This window comes from Acidithiobacillus albertensis (assembly GCF_001931655.1).
Classification (GTDB): Bacteria; Pseudomonadota; Gammaproteobacteria; order Acidithiobacillales; family Acidithiobacillaceae; genus Acidithiobacillus; species Acidithiobacillus thiooxidans.
This window is the reverse complement of the sequence record NZ_MOAD01000001.1, coordinates 2,118,697-2,141,518: the sequence shown is the minus strand read 5'-3', so window position 1 is coordinate 2,141,518 and position 22,822 is coordinate 2,118,697. Positions and strand designations below refer to the sequence as shown.

The following is a 22,822-nucleotide window of genomic DNA, read 5'->3' as shown; positions in this document are numbered from 1 at the left end:
TGCCCCTCGGTTAGATCCAATGCGAAGCTTATGGCACCCACAATTTCTGCGAGTGAGGCGGTTGATTCATATTGAGCAAAGTTTTTCATAAGCTTTGTATTTTAACGGGCATCCATACTGAGGTACAGATGCATCAAGACTGTCTGGAATAGAGTGTTATGGAGTTGGTTATGACGCGGGGTCAGCCAGCCAATTGATCCCTTTGCCTTGCCAGCCCTCTGTCGGGCAAGTACCATCCCATGCAGAAATGGAACGCGTAAGAGCGGGAGCATAAAAATCATGTTTCACGGCAGTATGGTAGCTTTGGTGACGCCCATGCGCGCAGATGGCGCTGTGGACGATAAGGCATTGCGGGATTTAGTGGAGTGGCATATCAGTGAAGGCACGCATGCGCTGGTAGCTGTGGGTACCACCGGTGAATCTGCCACCTTGGAAATGAAAGAACATGTTACGGTGATTCGAAGCGTCGTTGAGCAGGTCAAGGGGCGGATACCCGTCATTGCCGGAACCGGTGCCAATGCCACCCATGAAGCCATCAGTCTGACCAAAGCGGCCATGGAAGCCAAGGCGGATGCGGCGCTTCTGGTTTCTCCATACTATAACAAACCGACTCAGGAAGGGCTTTTTCAGCATTATACGGCTATTGCCGAGGCCTGCCATTTTCCCATGATCCTTTATAATGTGCCCGGCCGTACGGCGGGAGACATTCTCCCGGAAACTGTGGCCCGCCTGGCGCCGCGCGCCTGTGTGGTGGGTATCAAGGAAGCCAGTGGTAAAGTCGAGCGGGTGGCCGAAATCCTCCATCAGTGTGGTGATCAGGTTGAAGTGTATACCGGAGATGATGCGGCGGCCTTGGCGGCCATGTCTTTGGGGGCCAGAGGGGTCATTTCTGTGACGGCCAATGTCGCCCCGCGCCTCATGGCAGAAATGTGCAATCTGGCGCTGGCAGGGGACGTTGCGGCCGCCAGGGCTGTCAACGCGCAGTTGGTGGGTTTACATCGTGACTTGTTCGTAGAGTCCAATCCCATCCCGGTGAAATGGGCCTTGCAGGAAATGGGAAGAGTGGGACCGGCGTTGCGATTGCCCCTGACTCCGTTGTCCGAAATGTATCACGAGCGTCTGCGCAGCAGTTTGCACGCAGCGCATTGTCTTTGATTTTTTTCGCGCTCTGTCGCGTTTAGTGGGGTTTTGCATGCGCCGTTATGTTGCTCTTGCCGTGGTTGCCAGTCTGGGTTTGGGAGGGTGTTCGTATATTCCTTTCCTGCATACAAGTACGGGTCCGAAGTATGAAGATTCGCAGGTGATGAAACCCTTGGCCGTTCCGCCGGACCTGCTGGCGCAGGTCCCGGCGCCGGGGGTGACTATTCCAGGTGGACCTGTAAATCCTGCTAGCGTGTCGGATAGCACCATGGGCGGATATGGGGTTTTCCAGCCGCGTGAAGCGCCCGGCCAAAAGCCCATAGAAGAAAAACCGTTGGCCGGGGTCAGTTCGCAAATTGTCGGTAGCGGTGCAGATCTGAGCCTGACGACGCAGGCCAAACCTGAGCAGATATGGGCTGCAGTCAAGGAAACCCTGGCAGCCAGCAAGACCCCTATCGAAAAATTTGCGCCGGAGCAGGGTGAACTGGTGACTGGCTGGCATAATTTCCGTACCGGTATTTCGGCCTTTTTCGGCAATACCCTGGCGCCTTCACATCGTGAACGCTACGCTTTTCATTTGCAGACCGCTACCGATGGTAATCAGGTTTTAAGTATCCAGCAGGAGCGTTACTGGAATAACCCTCAGGGCAGTTCGGTGGAATGGAAAAAAGTCCCTGCCGATGCTGATCATAATCGCGACTTGCTGCAGGCTGTGCAGAAGCGTCTGAGCCAGTCGGTGCTGCTGGCAGAAATGCCCAAAATCAAGGTGACGCGCTATCGGGATGATGGTGGTCCTTATCTGGTTCTGAATGCGGTTCCTGCCAAAGCCCAGCCAGCCGTTGAGGTGGCCCTGCAAGGCCTGGGTTATCCGGTCCGCAGCGAAGGAATGGGTGATTGGTCGGTGATGATTCATGAAGGCGGTAAGCAGGCCCGGCAAAAGCAGGGTTTTGTGGGCGGGATTCTGAACCGTACCTGGGACAGCATCAAGGCTATCTGGAGCAGCCCGAAAGATCAGGAGCCGGTTTCGGTGCGAGTCCGCCTGCTGGCCATGAAAGACAACTCCGGTAGCGTTCTGGAAACCGAGCCGGGGGTGGGTAAAACAGCGCCCAAGTGGTCGGTGGAACTGCTCAACAAGTTGCAGACGGCCCTGACCCCGCAATCCGGGGGTAATGCATGATTGAGCGTTATACGCGCCCGGAAATGGGTGCCTTATGGACTCAGGACGCTAAATATCAGGCGTGGCTGGATGTCGAGCTGGCCGCCTGTCGCGCTCTGGCTGCGCGTGGCGAGATCCCGGCCGAGGCCCTGGCAGAAATTGCAGCAAAGGCGGCTTTTGACAGTGCCCGCATTGCTGAAATCGAGCTGGAAGTGAAGCATGACGTCATTGCATTTTTGACCTCTGTGGCAGAATTTGTGGGGCCTTCCAGTCGCTTTATTCACGTGGGACTCACATCCTCAGATGTGGTGGATACGGGGTTCGGCTTGCAGCTCAAGCGCTCCGGTGAACTGCTCCTGAAAGGCATGGAGCGGGTTTGTGCGGCGCTGGAGCAACTCGCCTGGAAATACAAGGATACGGTCATGATGGGCCGTTCTCACGGCATTCATGCCGAGCCCATTACTTTTGGTCTGAAAGTGGCGGTCTGGTATGCCGAGGCGCAGCGTAATCACCAGCGTCTGCAGCGTGCCATTGCGGCAGTTTCGGCGGGAATGCTGTCCGGAGCGGTGGGTACTTTTGCCAATATCGACCCGGACATAGAAGAAGCGGTTTGCCGGGAGTTGGGCCTCAGCCCGGAGCTGGCCAGCACCCAGGTGATCTCCCGTGATCGTCATGCCGAGTTTTTCAATACTCTCGCCATCATCGCCGGTTCCATCGAGAAAATCGCGGTGGAAATCCGGCATCTGCAGCGTACGGAAGTCCTGGAAGCCGAAGAACCGTTTACAGCAGGGCAGAAGGGCAGTTCCGCCATGCCGCACAAGCGCAATCCCATTCTTTCCGAAAATCTTACCGGCTTGGCGCGCCTGCTGCGCGGCTATGCCAGCATGGCGCTGGAAGACATTGCCCTCTGGCATGAGCGGGATATTTCCCATTCCAGTGTGGAGCGGGTTATTGGCCCGGATGCCTGCATTGTCATGGATTTCATGTTCCACCGGGCCAGTGGGTTGCTGGAAAAACTGGTGGTTTATCCTCAGCATATGATGGATAACCTGAATAAAATGCATGGTCTGATTTTCTCTCAACGGGTATTGCTGGCTTTGACGGCCAAGGGCATGTTGCGGGAAAACGCTTACCGTGTCGTCCAGCGCAATGCCATGCAGGTTTGGGAAAATAATGCGGATTTCAAGGCGCTGCTGGCTGCGGATCCAGATGTTTCGCAGTATCTGCAGGAAAAGGACCTGGCAGAATTGTTTGATCTTGCTTACCACACCCGCAACATTGATCGCATATTTGCGCGGGTCTTCCCGAAAGGACAGCCGCAATGAGTGAACGTCAGGCATTGTACGAAGGCAAGGCCAAAATTGTTTATGCCAGCAGCGTGGAAGATGAGCTGATCCTGCACTTCAAGGATGACACTTCGGCTTTTGATGGAGAAAAAGTCGAGCAGCTTGCCCGCAAGGGCGAGGTCAATAATGCTTTCAATGCTTTTATCATGGAGTACCTGCAATCCGAGGGCGTACCGACCCATTTTATCCGGCGTCTGGATGCGCGCGAAAGTCTGGTGCGCCGCCTGGAAATGATTCCGGTGGAATGTGTGGTTCGCAATCGTGCTGCAGGCTCTTTAACGAAGCGACTGGGTATTGAGGAAGGACGGATACTGGAACCCCCGACTCTGGAGTTTTTTCTGAAAAATGACGCCTTGCATGATCCCATGATCAACACCGCACATATTCGTACCTTTGGCTGGGCCAGTGCAGAAGAGGTGGAAGCCATGCGGCGCTGGACCATGCGCGTAAATACGTTATTGAAGGCTTTGTTTGCCAAAGCCAACCTGATTCTGGTGGATTTCAAGCTGGAATTTGGACGTTTTCACGGCGAATTATATCTGGGTGATGAATTCAGCCCCGACGGTTGTCGATTATGGGATGCCCAAAGTCTGGAAAAAATGGATAAGGATCGCTTCCGGCGTAATCTCGGCGGGGTGGTGGAAGCCTATCTGGAAGTAGCCCAACGTCTGGGTGTGCCCCTTTAAGTTTATTATCGGTTCCAGGTCTGATTTTTAAGCGAGGAAACACTTCATGCTGCTGCTGCGCGGCTCTGCGGCCCTTTCTGCCTTTCGTCTGCAACATCTGCTGAAACTCCTGCAAGAAGCCGACCTTCCGGTTGCTTATCTGAATGCGCGCTTTGTGCATCTGCTTGACCTGAGTGAAGCCCTCAACGCCGAACAAACTGGTGTGGTCACCGCTCTGCTGCACTATGGAACGCCATTTACCGAAGAGTCCCAGGATGGAATTCAGGAAATTTGCGTATTGCCGCGCCTGGGTACCATTTCTCCCTGGTCGAGCAAAGCCAGCGAAATTTTCCGGCATTGCGGGCTTGCCAACGTCCGCAGGGTCGAGCGCGGTGTGTCCTATACGCTGATGCGTGCCGGAGCAGGTACTTTCAGCACCACAGAAATGGAGCAAATCCGCCGGCAGCTTCATGACCCCATGACCGAATCTGTGCTTTCTGACTGGGATGCAGCCGAGGCCATTTTCAACCATCCCGAACCGGCGCATTTGCGGCGGGTGGCTCTGCAGGCAGAAGGCATGACGGCCTTGACTGAAGCCAATCGCAGCATGGGACTGGCGTTGACTCCTGCTGAACTGGATTACCTGAAGGATTATTTTTCAGATTTGGGCCGAGATCCCAGTGATGCCGAACTGATGATGTTTGCCCAGGCGAATTCCGAGCATTGTCGCCATAAGGTATTTAACGCCCACTACTGTCTGGATGGCGAAAATCAGTCCAAGAGTCTGTTTGGCATGATCCGTGAAACCCATCGCCTGAATCCGCAAGGCACTTTATCTGCCTACAAGGACAACGCAGCAGTCATGGCGAGCATCATGACCAGTCAGCCCTTTGCCGTGGCTGCCGACGGTCAGTATCGGCCAACGGAAGAAAACACCGCCATTTTGATGAAGGTGGAAACCCACAATCATCCAACGGCCATTTCTCCCTTTCCGGGCGCGGCCACGGGCAGTGGTGGGGAAATTCGGGATGAAGGGGCCACGGGGCGGGGCGGCAAACCCAAGGCGGGTCTGACCGGGTTCTCGGTATCTCATCTGCGTATTCCGGGTTATACCCAGTCCTGGGAACAGCCTTTTTATGGAAAGCCGGCGCGTATTCGTTCCGCTCTGGAAATCATGCGCGATGGACCGCTGGGTGCGGCTGCTTTCAACAATGAATTTGGACGTCCGGCCATTGCCGGTTATTTCCGGGTTTTTGAGTGTGATCACGATGGGGTGCATCGCGGTTACCACAAGCCCATCATGCTGGCCGGAGGGTTGGGGCAAATCCGCCCGCAGATGGTGGAAAAACAGCCTTTGCCGATCGGCGCGAAAGTCCTGGTGATTGGTGGTCCGGCCATGCTCATCGGTCTGGGTGGCGGTGCAGCTTCCAGTGTGGCCAGCGGATCGGGCGATGAACAACTGGATTTTGCCTCGGTGCAACGGGGTAATCCCGAAATGCAACGGCGGGCCCAGGAAGTGATTGAACGCTGCGTGGCTCTGGGCCAGGATTCCCCCATCCTCTCCATTCATGATGTGGGCGCTGGTGGTTTATCCAATGCGGTTCCCGAGTTGTTACATGATGGGGGTCGTGGCGGGCGCCTGCAGTTGCGCATGGTACCTAATGAAGAACCCGCCATGTCGCCCATGCAAATCTGGAGTAATGAAGCGCAGGAGCGCTATGTGTTGGCGGTTACTCCGGAGGATTTATCGCGCTTTGAGGCCATTTGTCAGCGTGAGCGTTGCCCCTACGCCGTACTGGGTGAGGCTGTGGAAGAAGATGTCCTTCTGGTCGAAGATTCGCTCCTGCAAGATACTCCTGTAGATATGGCACTCAGCGCGCTACTGGGTTGTCCGCCGCGCATGGAAAGAAATAGCCGGCATCAAATGGTTCAGACCCAATCTCTGGACCTGTCTGGAACGGTTTTGCGCGATGCTGCCTATGCGGTGCTCCGTCATCCCTCGGTAGCCAGTAAGGAGTTTCTGATTACCATTGGCGACCGGAGCGTGGGGGGCCTGATTCACCGCGATCAGATGGTCGGTCCCTGGCAGGTGCCGGTTGCTGACTGTGGAGTGACTGCAGCAGATTTCTGGAATACCCACGGTGAGGCGATGGCCATTGGCGAAAGGGCGCCAGTGGCAGTTCTGAACCCTGTGGCCAGCGCGCGCCTGGCCATTGCTGAAGCACTGACCAATCTCTGGGCGGCAGATGTGCGGGTACTGGATAACATCAAGCTCTCGGCCAACTGGATGGCGGCAGTGGATCATCCCGGCGAAGATGCAGCTCTCTTTGATGCCGTCAAGGCAGCAGCCCTGGAGGTCTGTCCTGCCCTGGATCTGGCCATTCCGGTGGGAAAAGACTCCTTGTCCATGCGCACGCTCTGGCAGGAAGAAGGGCAGGACAAAGCGGTCGTCTCTCCTCTTTCCCTGATTATTACGGCTTTTACGCCCGTGCAGGATCTGCGCAAGACCTGGACGCCCCAGTGGGCGGCCCAGGAAGAGACGGATTTATGGCTGGTCGATTTAGGACAGGGCCGTCTGGGGGCTTCCATCCTCGCTCAGACAATGGGGCAAATGGGCGCGGAAACGCCGGACATGGATCAGCCCGAACTGTTGCGTAAACTTTTTGCGGCGCTCTGCAGCTTGCGTGAACAGGAACTCGTGCTCGCCTATCATGACCGTGCCGATGGCGGGCTGTGGGCTACGCTGTGTGAAATGTCATTTGCGAGTCGTTGCGGAGCGGATATTGTGCTGCCTGCCGGGGCCGATGTCTGGTCTTTCCTGTTTGCGGAGGAGCTGGGCGTGTTACTTCAGGTAGCGGCCAAAGATCGGGAAACCGTGCGGGGCATTTTTGCGGAAATGGATCTGGACACCCGGGTGCAGTGCCTTGGTGCCGTGCATGTCGGGCATTGGCAGCTGCGGGTACTCCAGGGTGAACAGGTTTTACTGGACGAAGCCGTTGCGGAATTGCTGCAGGCATGGACTGAAAACAGCTATCAGATGGCGTTGTTGCGTGACGATCCGCAATGCGCCAAAGAAGCATTTGCCGCTGCGACCGCAATGGAAGCTCCGCTTTTCTCCCGTGTTCCCTTCAGTCCGCAGATGCCCATGATTCAGCAGGGTGTGCAGCCCAAAGTGGCCATTTTGCGTGAGCAGGGCGTCAATGGTCAGGTTGAAATGGCGGCCGCTTTTCACCGTGCCGGATTTACGGCTGTGGATGTCCACATGAGTGATCTGGCTAATGGACGTTATCGCCTCAATGATTTTCAGGCATTGGCAGCTTGTGGCGGCTTTTCTTATGGCGATGTGCTGGGTGCCGGGGCTGGCTGGGCCAAGTCCATCCTGTTTCATTCGGCATTGCTGGACCAGTTTGCGGCGTTTTTTGCAGATGAATCGCGCCTGGCCCTGGGTGTCTGCAATGGCTGCCAGATGATGGCTGAATTGCGGGAAATCATTCCCGGAGCCGGGCATTGGCCATTATTTACCCGCAATCGTTCTGAGCAATTTGAAGCCCGCCTGGCCATGGTGGAAGTGCTGGACTCTCCTTCCCTGTGGTTTAGCGGGATGGCCGGAACCTATGCACCGATTGTCATCGCCCATGGTGAAGGCCGTGCCCACTTTGACAGTACCACCGAAGGGTCTCCTGCACCGGTCACCATGCGTTACGTGGACGCCATGGGGCAAGTGGCACGTCATTATCCGGCCAACCCCAACGGATCGCCGGGAGGGATCACCGGGCTCTGCAATGAAGATGGTCGGGTTGCCATTTTGATGCCGCATCCCGAGCGGGTCGTGCGTAGCCTGCAAATGAGCTGGGCACCAGCAGATTGGGGCGAATTGACCCCGTGGATGCAGATATTCACCAATGCCCGCAAAGTGCTGGGATCCTGATGTAAATAAAAACAAAGGCACTTGGCCGCATGTGCCAAGTGCCTGTTCCATTTGGTCGGGGCGATAGGATTCGAACCTACGACATCCTGCTCCCAAATCTGACTCGCAAGCTCCAGTAACAGGATGATAGAAAACTGAAAAACATTTTTTCAGTTTTCTAAAACTCGCTTGTCAAAGATGGCTTAACTTACTGATTTTGCGTTGTCCGAATAATGCGATTTAGAAGCTTAATGCTTGTATACCGTGAGCCACCTACGCAGTTATGCGTTCCTCATGCTCTCTGAGACGAGAGAGGCTCTGGGGTGGTTGCACTTCTGGTGGCCGCTGTAGATCTGCCGCCATCTCGGCATCCTCAGGTAATGGCTGCCGAGGACCCAGCCAGCCAGTTCCTTTGTGCAGCTTGCTGCCACAAAAACCTCAATTTATTACGGCCCATGATTCCAGCACCGGCAATGCTGCGGTCAGTTTTGCCTTGGCGCATCCATACCAAAATCTGACGAATCGTAAACATCTCAAATCTCCTGTTGCTCATGGTTCCCTCCAAAAGCGAGGAAGGTAACCGGTTCAATAGAAGTTGAGATTAAGATAATTAAGCGGCAGGTGGTACCATTACGTCGCCCCCAAGGCGGCTCTATTATGGTGACCCTGCAATGACGCAATATTGCCGACCCGCGACGCCACCTCTTCCCCTAATTATTCATTAGTGAAAGGTGATTCCTCTCAAATCGATAATGTCATTTCAGCGGAAGTAACTGCCGAATTTAGGTTTGTTGACCGCAGCGTGCGCGCCAGATACCTTGGCGAATTCCTTCACGCTTATCCCCAACTGTTTGCGCAGAAGAATCCCCATCCGGCGAAGCACCTATCGTCCTTCCATCGTCAAGCTGCGCCCATTAATCCTTTCATGCCCTATGTAGTATTGCACTATGGTCGGGTGTTTAATGGCCTTGTTAGTAACGCAACTCCGGCATAACGATAAAGCTCAGCCTGAAACTGGTAATATGCCGCTAATTGCTCGGATTTTGTGACTCTAGCATTGATAAGATTTTCTTCTGCTGTCACGAGGTCGAGGATATTCGCCAGACCAATCCGATATTGGGTACGTATACCCGATAAGGCTTTCTGCGCATTTTGAACTTGTGACTGTGCAGCCTTATAGGCGCGGTAGCTGCTTTGCCACTGAAAATAAGCCTTCCATACCTGTAGAAAAATATTTTGAATTGCCTGCTGGGCTTGCGCGCGGGCTTCTTGATATAAGGCGCGAGCCTTCTGTACTTGATATTGCGCCTGAAAATTGGTGTCAAGTGGTACATTTAATTGCAGCCCTACCGAGAAGCTTTCCTGGTCTGGGTTCTGCTGAAAAAAATTCTTGCCAAGACTGCCCACCAGAGATAGTGATGGAAGCCCTTGGCTTTTGGCCACGGAAATGTTGTGTCGCGCGGCCGCCATGGTTTCCAGGTCAGCCCGAATGGCTTGGTTTTGATGGTACGCTAGATGCAACCAATTAGAGACGATCGGTGCATGTGGAACTTTAGGGGGCCTAAGGCGGTGTATGTGAACCCTCACGGAGATCGGCAAACCAACGCTCTCAGCAAGTTGTCCCTGGCTAGCCTGTAGCGACCCCTGTGCTGAAGCGAGGTCTTCCTGTGCCTGTGCGAGTTCCGTCTTGGCTTGATATACATCCGTGATCGCCTTGAGGTGAGCACGGTATTGGGTGCGTGTTGACTGATAAATCATTCGAGCCTCTCGTACCCCTCGTTGATAAGTTTCCACAATGGCTTTGGATTCTGCCAGACCATAATATGCATCGGCGACATCTAAAGCGACCGTCTGCAGGGTTTCATTTGCACTGTAGCGGGCTGCCAAGGCGGTAGCATGTGCTGCACTGACATTGGCTTGGCGGTAACCGAAATTAAACAGCACCTCACTTAAACTGAGGGAACTATATAGACCATTCTGGGCTGGCGTATTGGGGAGTGATGTACTATAAAGCGTTTCGCTACGTTGTCCTTGTACCTGTGCGCTGATTGTCGGCAACCAGAGTCCTTTGGTGTACCCCAGAGCTGCGGCCTGTGCCTCAAGATTCGCCCAAGCGCCAGATGTTTGGGGATTGTGGGCCAATGCCCAAGCGGTGAGTTCTGGGAGGGTTTTTAGGTGTTCCAACACCTTTGACGATGGCATCTGAACCGCAGGTAGATGCACCACTGGACCTGATGCGGCACGGTATTGTCCCACCGGAGGAACCAGTGCGCGCGTGTCCCAAGGGTCGGCAAAAAAGCCTTTGGCGGGATAAATCATGGACGCCGATGCCGGAAGAATACAAAGCAAAAGCCAAAAACCGCACACGGATACGGTCGCCTGGATCGTCCATTTCGGAAAAATATATCTTCGGGCCTTCATGCTCTACCAGTGGGCGGGGTCACAACCGGATTCTTTATGACAGGTTGTTGGCTATTCCAAAGAGCCAAACGATATTCTTCCCGATCAATTTCCGTAAGATGCCCTTCTCCCAAATGATAGATGCGGTCACATTGCATGACAGTATCTGGTCGATGGGCGATAACAATCCGGGTAATCTGTAGATCGCGGATATGAGCATTGACTTGCTTTTCTGTGGCCGGATCCAGGTGACTTGTGGCTTCATCAAGGATCAGAATACGTGGTTTAGCTAGCAGGGCACGAGCCAGAAATATCCGTTGTTGTTGGCCCCCAGACAAGGTGGATCCCATGTCCCCTACCAATGTCTCGTAGCCCATGGTCATTGCGCTGATTTCTGCGTGAATGCCAGCCAAACACGCCGCTTCAATAATTTTCTCCAGCGGCGTATCAGGATTTGCGAAAGCGATGTTGTTTGCGATGCTTCCCGCAAACAGCCGGTCGGATTGCATGACGGCGCTAATATAGCCTCGATAGCGCTGCAAACCTAGGTGCCTCAGGTCCACACCACCATAGCAAATCGTGCCTTGTTCGGGGGTTACTAGTCCTAAAAGAACTTTCACCAGCGTGGTCTTGCCATTTCCAGAGGGGCCGATGATGGCAATCGACGACCCTGCTTCAACGTGCAGGAACAGATTCTGTAAAATCCATTGATCAGTTTCGGCGTATCGGTAATGAATGCCTTCTAGATCAAGCTCCGCCTTGGGTTCTGCACCCAGGTAAGTGGCTTCGCGATGGGCTTCAGGTGGTGTCAAAGCGATATCTGCCAGGCGTTCTCCGTAAAGGCGTAACATGCGGAATTCAATCCAGGCATTGATTAGCCCATCGCCTCGGCTCATAAACTGGCTTGCATAGGTGGCATATGCTACTAACATACCCACTGTGAATTCTGTGTGCATCACCATCAGTGTGGCAATCCAGATAATTACAACGTGACCGATCCCGATCAGAAACTTTTGCGCGACATCAAAAAGCGAGGTCAATTGCTGAACGCGTATATTCTGATTGGTGGTTTCCACCAATAAATTGCTGAATATGGCACTTCGTTCCGTTTCTCGATTGAACAGCTTTAGGGTCTGAATTCCACGTATGGATTCCAGCAAGTAGGTTTGCTGTCGGGCTGCAGCGAAAATCCGACGCTCTGTCGCAGCCCGCAATGGATAGAACACCATCCAACGCAGTAGGAGATATAGCGCAAACACGACCAACACGATGGCAGTAAGTCGCAGACTGTAGATGGCAATGACTACCAGAATAGCCACACTTAGAAGACCATCCAGGCTGGCCGAAACCAATTTAGTCGTGATGGTGTTGCGAATTTCCTGAATCGCTCCATAACGAGAGACCAGATCACCAATTTGGCGTTTTTCGAAAAAATCCTGTGGCAGGCGCATCAGATGCGCGAACACATTGGCCGCCCACTGCACGCCTAGTGTGGCATTGATATGGATGACTACCCAGGAGCGCAGGCCAGAAAACAGCGCGGAAAATACGGTTACCGACAAATAGACAATACCGAGCAGAGTTAGCAAATGATAATCATTGATGACCAGCACCTCATCGATTATCCATTGCATGTAAAAAGGGCCGAGAATACCTAGCAGTTCCAAAATAAATGCTAAAATAAAAATGCGCATTAAAGCACCACGAAGGCCATGCACAGGTCCCGTTAGGGCTGGCAGGGAAATTGACACTTTTTGTTCAGCTGGCTGAAAATTGGCAGCAGGTGTCAATTCCATAGCCACTCCCGCAAAACCTTCGGTAAACTCTCCCTTGGTTAGCACACGCATACCCCGTGCCGGATCATGAATCACCACATGCTGTCGATGGACAGCCACCAGGACAACAAAGTGATTGCCCTGCCAATGCAGCAGGCAAGGCATTCTTAGTTTGGAAACATCTTGTGGTTCCAACCGTAATGCCCGGCATTCCAACCGTAGGGCTGCAGCCATCCGTATCAACTGGCTAAGATTGACGCCCTTGAGAGAGCTGCCGAAACGCCTGCGCAGGCTGGGAAGATCAATGGCATAGCCATGATAACCGGCAATCATGGCCAGGCATGCCAAGCCACATTCGGCAGTTTCGGATTGCTGGATCATGGGGACATTACGACGAAACCCGAAGCGCAGATCCGCAAGTATTTCCTGCGCAATTTTCATGATGGTGGCTCTGCCCTATGCGAATGAGGATGAACAATCTTGTGCTGAAAAAAGAAATTGCGCTGAAATCCGCGCAAGGGTTCGAAAACCCATTGAATCAACCGCAGGTGGCCTAAGGGAATTTCGGCGTGTACTAGCATGCCCGCCCGAAGAGGACTGTAATGACCATCGACACGCACCACAGAACGGTTCATGTGGACCAAAACCTGATACAGAGAGGCGGTGCTATGTTGCTGGGTTAATATGGCAATTTCGGCAGGTGTCAATGCACTTTCAGAAATTCTTTGTACAATCCCATGGAAGGCACCAAAACTGCTGTAGGGGAATGCAGCATAGTGCAGCAGGACAGGTGTTCCCCGATGCAGATAGGCCACAGCGCTACTGGGAACGAGAAACTGAGCAATGAGGGAATCGCCTTTAGGCATGATAGACAAGACTGGAGAGCCGGCAACAACCGCCTGACCAGAGGTTACAATCAAGGCCGATACCCTGCCGGACGACGGTGCACGCAGTACTACAGCGTGTCCTCCTGCCGTTTTAGCCAACTCCTGTCGGAGAGATGCTAATTTGGTCTTAATATCGCCTTCCTGGTTTTGGATGTTGAGAGGCAACTCCAATAGTTCCTGATGGGTATCATTGAGTTGCTGGGCCAAGACACTTTGTTTGGTTTGCAGGGCCGCCAACTGGCTGCGGGCATTATAAACAGACAGGCGTTGTTGCTGTAGCTCAGGGTCAGATACAAGACCTCGACTTTTCACGCTTAGGAACTCCTGCAACACTTTCTGAGTGCTGGTGATGTCTTCCTGCTGAATGTGAATCTCGGTACCCAGCTGGGCATATTCCTTCTGCAGATCGGCGAGTTTGATCGATAAAGTTGCTCGCTGCATATGAGAAAGAAGATTTTCAGAACTCAGGTTACGCTGAAGGATGGCCTCCTCCTCGTTAAGGGATTGCTCAATCAGCGTATTGACCATTCCCACTTTGGGACTGTCAAGGTTGCTCGTGATATCAAGGAGTGGCGTTCCCGCCTGCACAGATTGATTGGGGCGTACCAGTACTTTTGCGACGGTACCAGCTAGAGGGCTGGTCACAGACAATAAACCCTGGCTGGGCATTAGTGTTCCTGATACAGACAAATGTCTGGTATAGCGCCCAAATATGAGGATCAGAAAAACGCTAATGACTAAGATTAAGGCCGACCAAGCATAAATTCTGTGATGAACTGGAGAGCCCAACTGAATGGGGCCGAGCAAATCAACATTAGGCCTTTTATGGTGACCTGACATTGGAACACCCTTGGCATTGTATAATATTTTTCAAGTGTAGATAACAGGGATGAGCCTTTGTTTTTGTTATGTACAATATTTTTGCAGTTATTGATGTCATAATTATTGCTTTCATTATGGCACACTAAATCGCCATATTTTAAAAAATTTCTCTGATAATCCATGACCAGGACATTTTAAAAACGGCCTGGTCATGATGTCGAAGCTTAAAGTATCAAGCTTTTGATAACACGCCTCCTAGTGTGCTTCCGACTAATGAGAGAACAGGGGTTAGTATTGGCGAAGTTTGAACTTCGGCATCCAGGACGGGCAAACCTAACACGTCGACTCCAGCGCCAACAGCTAGACCGCCAGTTACTTGTGCTGCCTCTTCAAGGGTGATCTCGCGAATTGAGTTCTGTTCCATATAATTACTCCTTCGTAATAAATTTACCTGTGGCATAATAAAGCCATAAAACAAACCGGCAGAACAACCTGCCGAAACGTCATTAAACAACTGATGTGAACAGACGTCAAGATGCAACATTCTAACTTTATTGGTCTTATTTTTAAAATATTATTATAATACGTGATCGCCCGGCGATGGGTTCACGCTTACATAGGTAAGAGACTGGTATGCATTAATTGAGCGACATGTATCCCGGATTTTCAGATGCAGAGTAAAGATCACGCAAGATGTGCTCTGAGGAGATCTTGGGTAATTGCGAATTCCTCGCCACTCCATCCATCGGCATCAGACCACTGGTTCTACGAGGATCCAGCCACCTAGCCCACGGCCAATCAGCCTAATCGGACATTAAGCAATTACTTCGGTTAGCAGTAAACATCAAAGGGTGTGCGTTGCTAAATATAGACAGTGCAAATCCAAAGATTATTAGGTATATAAGAAGCTGCTACGTAGCAGTGTGGCTTTATGGCTACACATGAAATTTAATCTTGTGTTAAAAACGTTAGATATTGGTTCGAAATTCTTGTGAAAACAATGGTTGGCACAATGCTTGCTAAACACAGTTCGGGACTCTATTGGTTTGTCTGAGAAATCCGAATATATGCTGTCGATCGTGGATCATAAGGAGATTATGTCAATGAATAAGTTTTCTCATTTTGATAGTAGATCATCAAAATCAAGGATAAGAACAGCCGTGTTCCCCGTTGCAGGAATGGGTACTCGCTTTCTTCCCGCGACTAAAGCTACAGCTAAAGAAATGATGCCAATTGTTGACAAACCGCTGATCCAATATGCGGTTGAAGAAGCATTGGAGGCCGGTTGTGACAGGTTGGTTTTTATCACGGGTCGTGGAAAACGAGCTATAGCTGACCATTTTGATGTCGCCTACGAGCTTGAACATGAACTGGAGCGAAAGGGGAAGCAACAGCTTCTGGATGAGATAAGGCATATTGTGCCCAAAAAGGTCAGTACGGTTTTTTTGCGGCAGCCCTATCCATTGGGATTGGGTCACGCAGTGCTGATGGCACGGGATGTGATTGGAGAAAACCCATTTGCAGTGCTGCTGGCTGACGATCTGATTTTATCCAAAAAGCCTGTACTTGCACAAATGATTGAGCAATATGAGCGTTATCATGCCGCTATTCTAGCAATCCAAACGGTGCCACCAGAAGAGACGAATAAGTATGGAATCATACAATGCCAGTCTTGGGAGGATCGAATCTATCACATCTCAAATCTGGTTGAAAAACCCGAACCACAAAATGCGCCCTCTAATCTTGCGGTTATAGGACGTTATATATTTCCTGCACGGATTTTTTCCTACTTGGAGGATGTAGGTGTAGGAAGTGGAGGGGAGATTCAGCTGACAGATGCCATCGCCGCGTTGTTATGCGAGCGCCAGGTATTAGGATATGCGTTTGAAGGCGATAGATTTGACTGTGGGGATAAACTTGGATACCTGAAGGCGACGGTCGAATTTGCTCTACGACACAATGGAGTGGGTAAATCATTCGCCGAGTTTTTGCATGGCTTCGCGGCAGAAGGATTATGCTGTCGACTTAGTGAACATAATTCGGACAACCCCCCTCTGCAAACCATGAATAAGAAGCATGTCGCATAACTTCATGAAGCCAGATCGCTTATTTAACTAATAAGGATGCAACCCATGCATATCAAAAGAATACTAAGCACCCTAATGACCGCGATTATCTTTGCTATTATTGTAGTTGGAATGGTTGGCGTCTTTGTTTTGGCTGCAACGCCTGTTACGACTACGGCTCAAGGTTATGTAGGTGGGGTCATGTTGGCTTTGATGATCCTCGTTCTTTTTTGGGGACGTAAACTGAAGTTTCGTGGACCGCTAATTGCACCCTTACGCATAATCAGTATTTTTCTTGCAATCTTTCTGACCATGAGATACATGGTGTGGCGTGTAGAGTTTACTATCGGTGGTTACGGACTCATTAGCCTGATTGCCGGAATAACACTGTTTGCTGCTGAAATATACTCTGCTGGATTTGCCTTACTGGGATATTTTGTTAATGTAAATCCTCGACATCGTCAACCAGTCCCCCTGCCGACTGAAGAATCTACATTCCCTACTGTTGACGTTGTCGTGCCTAGCTATAATGAACCTGCTGATTTGCTTGAGGTGACTTTATTAGGGGCACTTAACATGGATTATCCTTCCAATCGCTTCCATGTACATTTGTTAGATGATGGAGGGACAGATGATCGTTGTCATCACCCGAAGACAGCAAAGCAGTCTCGTGAACGTCGTCAAAATCTGCAGCATCTTTGCAATAGACTAGGTGTAACGTACCATACAAGAATTAAAAATGAACATGCCAAAGCCGGTAACATTAATGCTGCTTTAAACTCTCTTGAATACGACCTTATGGTTATTCTTGATGCGGATCACGTGCCGACCAAAGACTTTCTGAAAAAAACCGTTGGATTCTTTATTCAGGATGATAAATGCTTTTTAGTGCAAACACCGCATTCTTTTATTAATCCAGATCCAATCGAGAAAAATCTGGGAACATATAATGATTCACCTCCGGAGACTGAATTATTCCACAACGTGATTCAGACCGGGTTGGATGGATGGAATGCTTCATTTTTTTGCGGGTCAGCTGCTGTCATGCGTCGAAGCATGCTCCTGGAGGTGGGTGGTATTCAGGGGGATACCATTACGGAAGATGCTGAAACAGCAATGATTCTGCATGCTAAAGGCTATCATAGTGTTTTTTTGAACGAATCCCTAAGCATTGGACTGCAGCCAGAAACAGTCATGAGCTTTATTGCCCAGCGCGTTCGTTGGGCACAAGGAGCATTACAGTTGCTGCATTTTAAGAACCCACTTTCATTGCCGGGACTTAAAATTACCCAACGTATTGCCTATCTGGCAAGTTTTTCATACTGGTTTTTCCCATTTTCACGCATTATTACCATTCTGGCACCTTCCATGTTTCTTCTTTTCGGCATCATGGTGTATAACGCGACAACGGAGCAGTATGCCATATATGGTGTTCCATATTTCCTGTCTACCATGTTGTTTTCTGATTTTATTTTTGGAAAAATTCGCTGGCCGCTTATCTCCGATGTCTACGAAATGGTACAAACACCGTTGGCAGCTCCTGCATTGGCTGCAACCATTCTTCGGCCAGGGAAACTTTCTTTCAAGGTAACTCCCAAAGGTGAGCAACTTGATCGTGATTTTTTAGCTCCGACAGTTTGGGTACAGTATTTCCTGCTGGCATTGGTTTTTGTTTCCTTAATCGCTGGTGGATGGCGTTGGCTGGATCATCCAGGAGAACGTCCGCAACTGGTTTTTACCATGATGTGGGAAGTGATCAATTTTATGATTGTGGCTGCGGCTGTTGGCGTAACGTTTGAGCGCAAACAACGTCGTAAAGACTTTCGTATAAAACCAACGACGCCCATTCCAGCCGTGCTCCATAGCGACTCTGGTTCTCAGATCTCGGTACGCATCGCTGATTTGTCAATGGGTGGTGCATCTCTTTACCCATCCCAATCGGGGGATGCTCTTGATGCCCTGCATGGAAAGGTCACGCTGTGGTTGCAAAGCTGCCAGAATAAGAAACGAGTTATTTATCTTCCCGCACGCGTGAAAGGAGAGGCTTCAGGGAAGATAGGAATACAGTTTGAGTACCAGAACACGCAGCAAAAATCAGAAATCGTGGATTTGATTTATGGTAACAGCTCGCAATTAGAAGAACGCCTTGAGCAACGTCGGAAACGGATTTCATTTTTTTCAGCTTATCTTTATATTGCGAAAAAGTCTGCGTCTGGATTGGTTTCAAACATCCAATTCGCTATAACCCTAGGCATGCGTTCTGTCGCACAGGCTGCTCATGAATTGTTTATGATCCGGACACATCATATATGGTCTTTGGTATTTTCTGACCGGTCTGATCGTAGATAAAAAAGGAATAATTTATGCTTCGATTTTATCTGACTAACGTTTTATGGGCTTCTGGAATCGGTGTCCTCTTATTGGGTACTGTTCCGGTATGTGCGCAAGCTGGAACTCTTCCTGTGGCGATGCCTCTCACTGCTTTGTCTCAGGGCAAAAAGGTTACAGTGCTTCGCCAGGGGCATGATATTGCCCAGTTAACCTGGAAGGTGCAACCTCACCACGAGGATGACAATCCCGCTATTCAAATTCGTTATCTGACTAGTCCAGATACCCCAGTGGGTTCCCAACTGGTCGTTTCTGTCGATCATAAAATCGTTGGGGCAGTGCGTTTGAACCCCAAGCTTCCAAGAGGCAGTTTTACTGTGCTTCTTGGGCATCGTGCTTTTACGGCGGGCTCATACCCGATAGCGATTCAAGCCATTCTTGGACCTGTTGTTTCTAAAACCTTGGCTGCAGAAGCCTGGACACAGGTTGATTACAGTTCTTCGCAAATCCGTTACACGCCGAAGCCCATTCCATGGAAACACCTTGATTTTGGACATATGCCCACTATTTTGAGTGAAGCGGCTACGGGAGGACATTTGCTTTTACCGGTTCGATTTTATGGCCCTAAAGACCCCGCAATGCTCACCGCCGCACAAGAAGCAGTAGCTGGGTTAGCCTTGCGAACTAAAAATGTGCTTCACGTTGACGTGCAAATGCCATCCTCTTCATCAGTCCTGGCAAAAAATACACCGGCAAAACTGTCAGTGGTCATTGGGAAAGCTTCAGACTTGCCTACAGATCTGCTGCCCCACAGGCCTGTAGAGACTCCAACCGTGTACCTCATTCCCGACCCGGCAAATCGTGTGGGAGCGGTTCTGGTTTTTACTGGTGCTAATAATGCCCAGATACTTGAAGCGGCAAGCGCTTTTGCTATGAATCGCAAGATGTTGCCTTTGGGGCATCGCTGGGACGTGACTAGCGGCGATCAGCTCGCGAGTATGCACCTGGGGCCAGAAAATGGACTATACCCCGACCAGTTGATGCCGATCAGTAACCTGCAGGGAATGCAGTCCACACTGAGTAAACCCCGAGGGACCGCTGTTATTCGGTTTTGGATGCCTGGTGGTCTGTTTGCCTCGCGGCAAAGTCGACTAAAAATGAAATTGACGATGGCGACTGAACCACTACGTGCGACTACAGACCACCCGATTATCACCGTCATGGCCAATCACCATTGGATATCAAGATGGAAACTTACGCCCGGAGTGGCTAACTACCAGACCACGATACCTTTTTCGGCGCTGGTTGGGGGCGAAAATCAAATTCGTTTTGATATTGCAGGGGGTAAGGTAGCAGTTTTCCCCGATTCCACTCTGGAGTTGCCTAGAACGCACCGATATGCCGTCCTGCCCAATCTCAGACTGTTTGCGCACACTGGGTTTCCACTGGTCGCGAATGGTGCCGCGCGCAACTTGGTCATATGGTATAGCCAAAGAACGGCTACAAATTGGTCTGCAGGGTTAACCTTGTTTAGTAAAATAGCTCAGGCGGCACACTCTCCGTTAGCTGGAGCTCAGGCAACATTCTCCATGCCCAACAAAAAGAATGCACTGGCTATCGGAACGGTAGAATCTATTCCAGCAACGTGGTTGGCCAATAGTGCCGTGCGTTTTATACAGAATCGCATCCAATGGCAGTTGGGGAGCCTTTCTGGCAAACAAAAAACATGGGTTGGAGCCAGCTTGTTTCCTTCCACCGCTTATTTAACAGAAGCGCGAACTCCCTACGAAAATGGAGTGGCTGTAACTTTTTTATCCACTAAATCTCAATACTTGAAGTCTGCTGCCTGGAATCTGGCCGATAGAGCCAGTTGGAATAGTTTGCATGGAGACTTTGCCAGGCAACAGCTTCATGGCACTTATCAATCCACCATGGTGGGTCGTCACTTCATATATGGCAATCGCCAAAATGACTGGTTTTGGATCTTCCTGTTTTCCAAGAAACCTTGGTTTTGGGTGCTGACGGGATTGTCAGCGGTTCTTTTAGCCACTTTCGCTGTTTGGATATTCACCCTGCGAAAAAAAGCGCAATGGCGCGCAGAGGATGCCCTATGAAAAAGAATAATCACCCGAAGACTTCCCGTATCCCTTATTGGGTGAGCCTGATCGTTGCAGGAAGCTTTCCCCTTGGGGTAACCAATGCTTATGCTATGCCTGCAGCGGGGCAGATCCAGAGGGGCGGCAATGTCTTGCAGACGCACCAGTCCAGCAATCTAATCAGCAACATCTATACGAAAAAAAATCATTCACTAGCCACTATTGGGGCCATAGAACAGAAGATTTGGACGGCTATCAACCATAATCACCTGCGGGCAGCGAATGGGTTGATTAAGCAAACTATCGCGCAATATCCCGGTTGGCATCCCCAACCCTCCATGAAATTTGTGCTGTTGGAAAAAACGATCTGGGCAGAAATTCGGCTTGGTCAAATAAGCCTCGCCAGGGTCAATATGCAGCATTTGCAAGAGCGCTTTGGACAGGGTGTCATGGCGCACCAGACCAATGTATCTCTCGTTTCCATGCGCAATGTTCTGGAAGAAAATCGGCTCTGGCACCTTTTGAGTGAAGGGCACCTGCGCACATTACAGACCGCCATCGTCCAAATTCAGAAAGAAGATCCCAGTTACCAGCCTCCGCAGAAGCTCTTAGCACTGATGCAGCAGGGACTTGCGGGTAGAAAAGTTAGCCAGTTGGCCCTTAGGAAAGAATGGTCACAAATAGTCGCGCTCCACGCGCAGACACCCAGCGTCTTCACGCTTGCTTATGCCGGAAACCGGCAGACCTGGGCCGAAGCGCTGGCGAAGACCGGGCATACACAGCATGCCACCCTTGTTTATCTTTCTTTATTGCAGGACAGCCACCATGCCCTGCAGGCGCAAAATATTTTAAACCAGGCTGCAACCAGCCGGATACCGTTCCAGGACCTGAAAGCACTCTATGCTCGGGCGCAGGCGCGTTTCCCATCTGCTCAGCAGAGCCTTGAACACCACTTTCTTCAAAATGTGCTGATGCTGGCAGCACGTGCGCACAACGCCCATCAAAATGCCCAAGCAGCAGCCCTGGTCACACCAGAATCCATGGCGATAGAACAGTTGCATAAAGCCCGTGATGCCGAACTTATGGGCGCCATATTTTCAGCCAATCACCAACCGCATAAAGCCTTGCAATGGTGGGTCAGGGCGGCCCAGTGGTCTGGGAAAGTGGGTGACTGGCAAATAGTTGGCAATCTTGCCATGGCTGAAAATGATCTGCCCATCGCTGACGAAGCCATAGCGCATTTACCGGCCGGCACACCTGCGTCGGAGCATTTCCGTCGCCACAATGACATCATGGCCGCACTGCGCGATTACAAAAATCGGGATTATCCAGGTACCCTCAGGGAATTGCATGCCGCGCAGCAGTTTGGTCCCTTATCCTCAGGCATGGAAACCATTAAAGCATGGTCTTTGGTGCATACCCGTCATTACCAAGCGGCCAGCACCCTGTTTACTCGCCTCTATCAAAAACATCCTTCCTCCGGGAATGCGGCTGGCGTGTTGATTACTGACCAGCAGACGCACAACCTGGCACACGCTTACCGGTTGGCGACCGTTAGCAAAGGCCCACTGGCATCCCATTTACCCATGGCGAGCATGCGTGACCACCTGAACGACATCAATATCATTCCCTGGCGTTTTATGCCTCCAGCTCAGATCGTGCCGCCGCCTACCCGTCAAAGTTATCTGGCATTGGGTGGTTCCTGGGAGGAGCGTGGCGGGAACGATAGCGGAATGACCCAGATGACTGAATACCTGCCTTCCTTGCAGGCACAGTGGGGGATCAATTGGCACATGGCAGCTTTTGCCCAGGTGTCCTCGCCCGATTTGTACGGAGGTCAGCCTTCCAGCGGACAATTGCCGACCTTGAATGTTGCCTCAACGACTTCGAGCCATGCGACCGGGCATGTCTGGCAAACTCCCCAATTCCTGCTGGGGGTGGATAACCGTGAACCCCACCAACACTGGCGCGCAGCTCTGGGTTGGACCTCACCTTCGGGCATTGGAGGGGGGACAGTACAAGGCTTGCTGCGGTATACCTTTATCCCCTCCAGCACCGGAAGCAACTGGAGCGTTCACCTGCTCCGTGACAGCGTGCGACAAACTCTTTTGTCCTACAACGGGGTGCAGGAAAATATTCAAACCACCGCCGCTGGCCATACCCTGGACCTTCCCTATACCTGGGGAGCAGCCATTCGCAACCAGGTTGGAGCCAGCGGATATCTGAGTGGCGGG

Annotated in this window: 14 protein-coding genes; 9 read left to right on the top strand and 5 right to left on the bottom strand. The window is 51.3% G+C overall.

Annotation, left to right across the window (positions count from 1 at the left end; all coding sequences use genetic code 11):
* Positions 1–279: 279 nt before the first annotated feature.
* From dapA to purL, 5 genes are read left to right on the top strand one after another with little or no spacing between them, the layout of a single operon-like run.
* Positions 280–1,155, top strand: a complete 876-nt coding sequence (gene dapA / locus BLW97_RS11015) for a 4-hydroxy-tetrahydrodipicolinate synthase (protein ID WP_024893042.1) — start codon at positions 280–282, stop codon at positions 1,153–1,155.
* 37 nt (positions 1,156–1,192) lie between these two features.
* Positions 1,193–2,317: an outer membrane protein assembly factor BamC gene (locus tag BLW97_RS11010; RefSeq protein WP_075323173.1), complete on the top strand. Its 1,125-nt coding sequence runs from the start codon at positions 1,193–1,195 to the stop codon at positions 2,315–2,317.
* Positions 2,314–3,621: an adenylosuccinate lyase gene (purB, locus tag BLW97_RS11005; protein WP_024893043.1), complete on the top strand. Its 1,308-nt coding sequence runs from the start codon at positions 2,314–2,316 to the stop codon at positions 3,619–3,621. The genes BLW97_RS11010 and purB overlap by 4 nt, the downstream gene beginning before the upstream one ends.
* Positions 3,618–4,328 carry a phosphoribosylaminoimidazolesuccinocarboxamide synthase gene (purC, locus tag BLW97_RS11000; RefSeq protein WP_075323172.1) on the top strand — a complete coding sequence of 237 codons (711 nt, stop codon included), beginning with the start codon at positions 3,618–3,620 and terminating at the stop codon, positions 4,326–4,328. The genes purB and purC overlap by 4 nt, the downstream gene beginning before the upstream one ends.
* A gap of 46 nt (positions 4,329–4,374) precedes the next feature.
* Complete coding sequence (gene purL, locus BLW97_RS10995; RefSeq protein ID WP_075323171.1) at positions 4,375–8,235, top strand: phosphoribosylformylglycinamidine synthase; 3,861 nt, start codon at positions 4,375–4,377, stop codon at positions 8,233–8,235.
* A gap of 352 nt (positions 8,236–8,587) precedes the next feature.
* On the opposite strand, the gene BLW97_RS19460 is transcribed toward purL, so the two are convergent.
* From BLW97_RS19460 to BLW97_RS10970, 5 genes are all read right to left on the bottom strand, one after another.
* Positions 8,588–8,746 carry a transposase gene (locus BLW97_RS19460; protein ID WP_075323170.1) on the bottom strand — a complete coding sequence of 53 codons (159 nt, stop codon included), beginning with the start codon at positions 8,744–8,746 and terminating at the stop codon, positions 8,588–8,590.
* Between the two features lie 413 nt (positions 8,747–9,159).
* Entirely contained in the window at positions 9,160–10,416 is a 1,257-nt protein-coding gene (locus tag BLW97_RS10985; RefSeq protein WP_235179986.1) for a TolC family protein, read from the bottom strand.
* A 215-nt stretch (positions 10,417–10,631) separates the two neighbouring features.
* Entirely contained in the window at positions 10,632–12,830 is a 2,199-nt protein-coding gene (locus BLW97_RS10980) for a peptidase domain-containing ABC transporter (protein ID WP_024893047.1), read from the bottom strand.
* Positions 12,827–14,116: an HlyD family secretion protein gene (locus tag BLW97_RS10975; protein ID WP_024893048.1), complete on the bottom strand. Its 1,290-nt coding sequence runs from the start codon at positions 14,114–14,116 to the stop codon at positions 12,827–12,829. Before BLW97_RS10975 ends, BLW97_RS10980 begins: the two co-directional genes overlap by 4 nt.
* Positions 14,117–14,330: 214 nt before the next feature.
* Positions 14,331–14,522: a hypothetical protein gene (locus BLW97_RS10970; protein WP_024893049.1), complete on the bottom strand. Its 192-nt coding sequence runs from the start codon at positions 14,520–14,522 to the stop codon at positions 14,331–14,333.
* Between the two features lie 679 nt (positions 14,523–15,201).
* On the opposite strand from BLW97_RS10970, the gene galU reads away from it, so the two are divergent.
* From galU to BLW97_RS10950, 4 genes are all read left to right on the top strand, one after another.
* Positions 15,202–16,185 carry a UTP--glucose-1-phosphate uridylyltransferase GalU gene (galU, locus tag BLW97_RS10965; RefSeq protein WP_065975280.1) on the top strand — a complete coding sequence of 328 codons (984 nt, stop codon included), beginning with the start codon at positions 15,202–15,204 and terminating at the stop codon, positions 16,183–16,185.
* A gap of 45 nt (positions 16,186–16,230) precedes the next feature.
* Positions 16,231–18,513, top strand: coding sequence for a UDP-forming cellulose synthase catalytic subunit (gene bcsA, locus BLW97_RS10960; protein WP_024895217.1), 2,283 nt, complete (start codon positions 16,231–16,233; stop codon positions 18,511–18,513).
* A gap of 14 nt (positions 18,514–18,527) precedes the next feature.
* Complete coding sequence (locus BLW97_RS10955; RefSeq protein WP_065958177.1) at positions 18,528–20,606, top strand: cellulose biosynthesis cyclic di-GMP-binding regulatory protein BcsB; 2,079 nt, start codon at positions 18,528–18,530, stop codon at positions 20,604–20,606.
* Positions 20,603–22,822 (top strand): hypothetical protein (locus BLW97_RS10950; protein WP_207650590.1); only part of this gene is annotated, 2,220 nt, incomplete at its 3' end. The genes BLW97_RS10955 and BLW97_RS10950, both read left to right, overlap by 4 nt.

What these genes read in the sequence shown, in the direction of transcription:
- dapA (WP_024893042.1), top strand. Translation starts at nt 280, where the DNA reads ATGTTTCACGGCAGTATGGTAGCTTTGGTGACGCCCATGCGCGCAGAT.
- BLW97_RS11010 (WP_075323173.1), top strand. Translation starts at nt 1,193, where the DNA reads ATGCGCCGTTATGTTGCTCTTGCCGTGGTTGCCAGTCTGGGTTTGGGA.
- purB (WP_024893043.1), top strand. Translation starts at nt 2,314, where the DNA reads ATGATTGAGCGTTATACGCGCCCGGAAATGGGTGCCTTATGGACTCAG.
- purC (WP_075323172.1), top strand. Translation starts at nt 3,618, where the DNA reads ATGAGTGAACGTCAGGCATTGTACGAAGGCAAGGCCAAAATTGTTTAT.
- purL (WP_075323171.1), top strand. Translation starts at nt 4,375, where the DNA reads ATGCTGCTGCTGCGCGGCTCTGCGGCCCTTTCTGCCTTTCGTCTGCAA.
- BLW97_RS19460 (WP_075323170.1), bottom strand. Translation starts at nt 8,746, where the DNA reads ATGTTTACGATTCGTCAGATTTTGGTATGGATGCGCCAAGGCAAAACT.
- BLW97_RS10985 (WP_235179986.1), bottom strand. Translation starts at nt 10,416, where the DNA reads ATGCCATCGTCAAAGGTGTTGGAACACCTAAAAACCCTCCCAGAACTC.
- BLW97_RS10980 (WP_024893047.1), bottom strand. Translation starts at nt 12,830, where the DNA reads ATGAAAATTGCGCAGGAAATACTTGCGGATCTGCGCTTCGGGTTTCGT.
- BLW97_RS10975 (WP_024893048.1), bottom strand. Translation starts at nt 14,116, where the DNA reads ATGTCAGGTCACCATAAAAGGCCTAATGTTGATTTGCTCGGCCCCATT.
- BLW97_RS10970 (WP_024893049.1), bottom strand. Translation starts at nt 14,522, where the DNA reads ATGGAACAGAACTCAATTCGCGAGATCACCCTTGAAGAGGCAGCACAA.
- galU (WP_065975280.1), top strand. Translation starts at nt 15,202, where the DNA reads ATGAATAAGTTTTCTCATTTTGATAGTAGATCATCAAAATCAAGGATA.
- bcsA (WP_024895217.1), top strand. Translation starts at nt 16,231, where the DNA reads ATGCATATCAAAAGAATACTAAGCACCCTAATGACCGCGATTATCTTT.
- BLW97_RS10955 (WP_065958177.1), top strand. Translation starts at nt 18,528, where the DNA reads ATGCTTCGATTTTATCTGACTAACGTTTTATGGGCTTCTGGAATCGGT.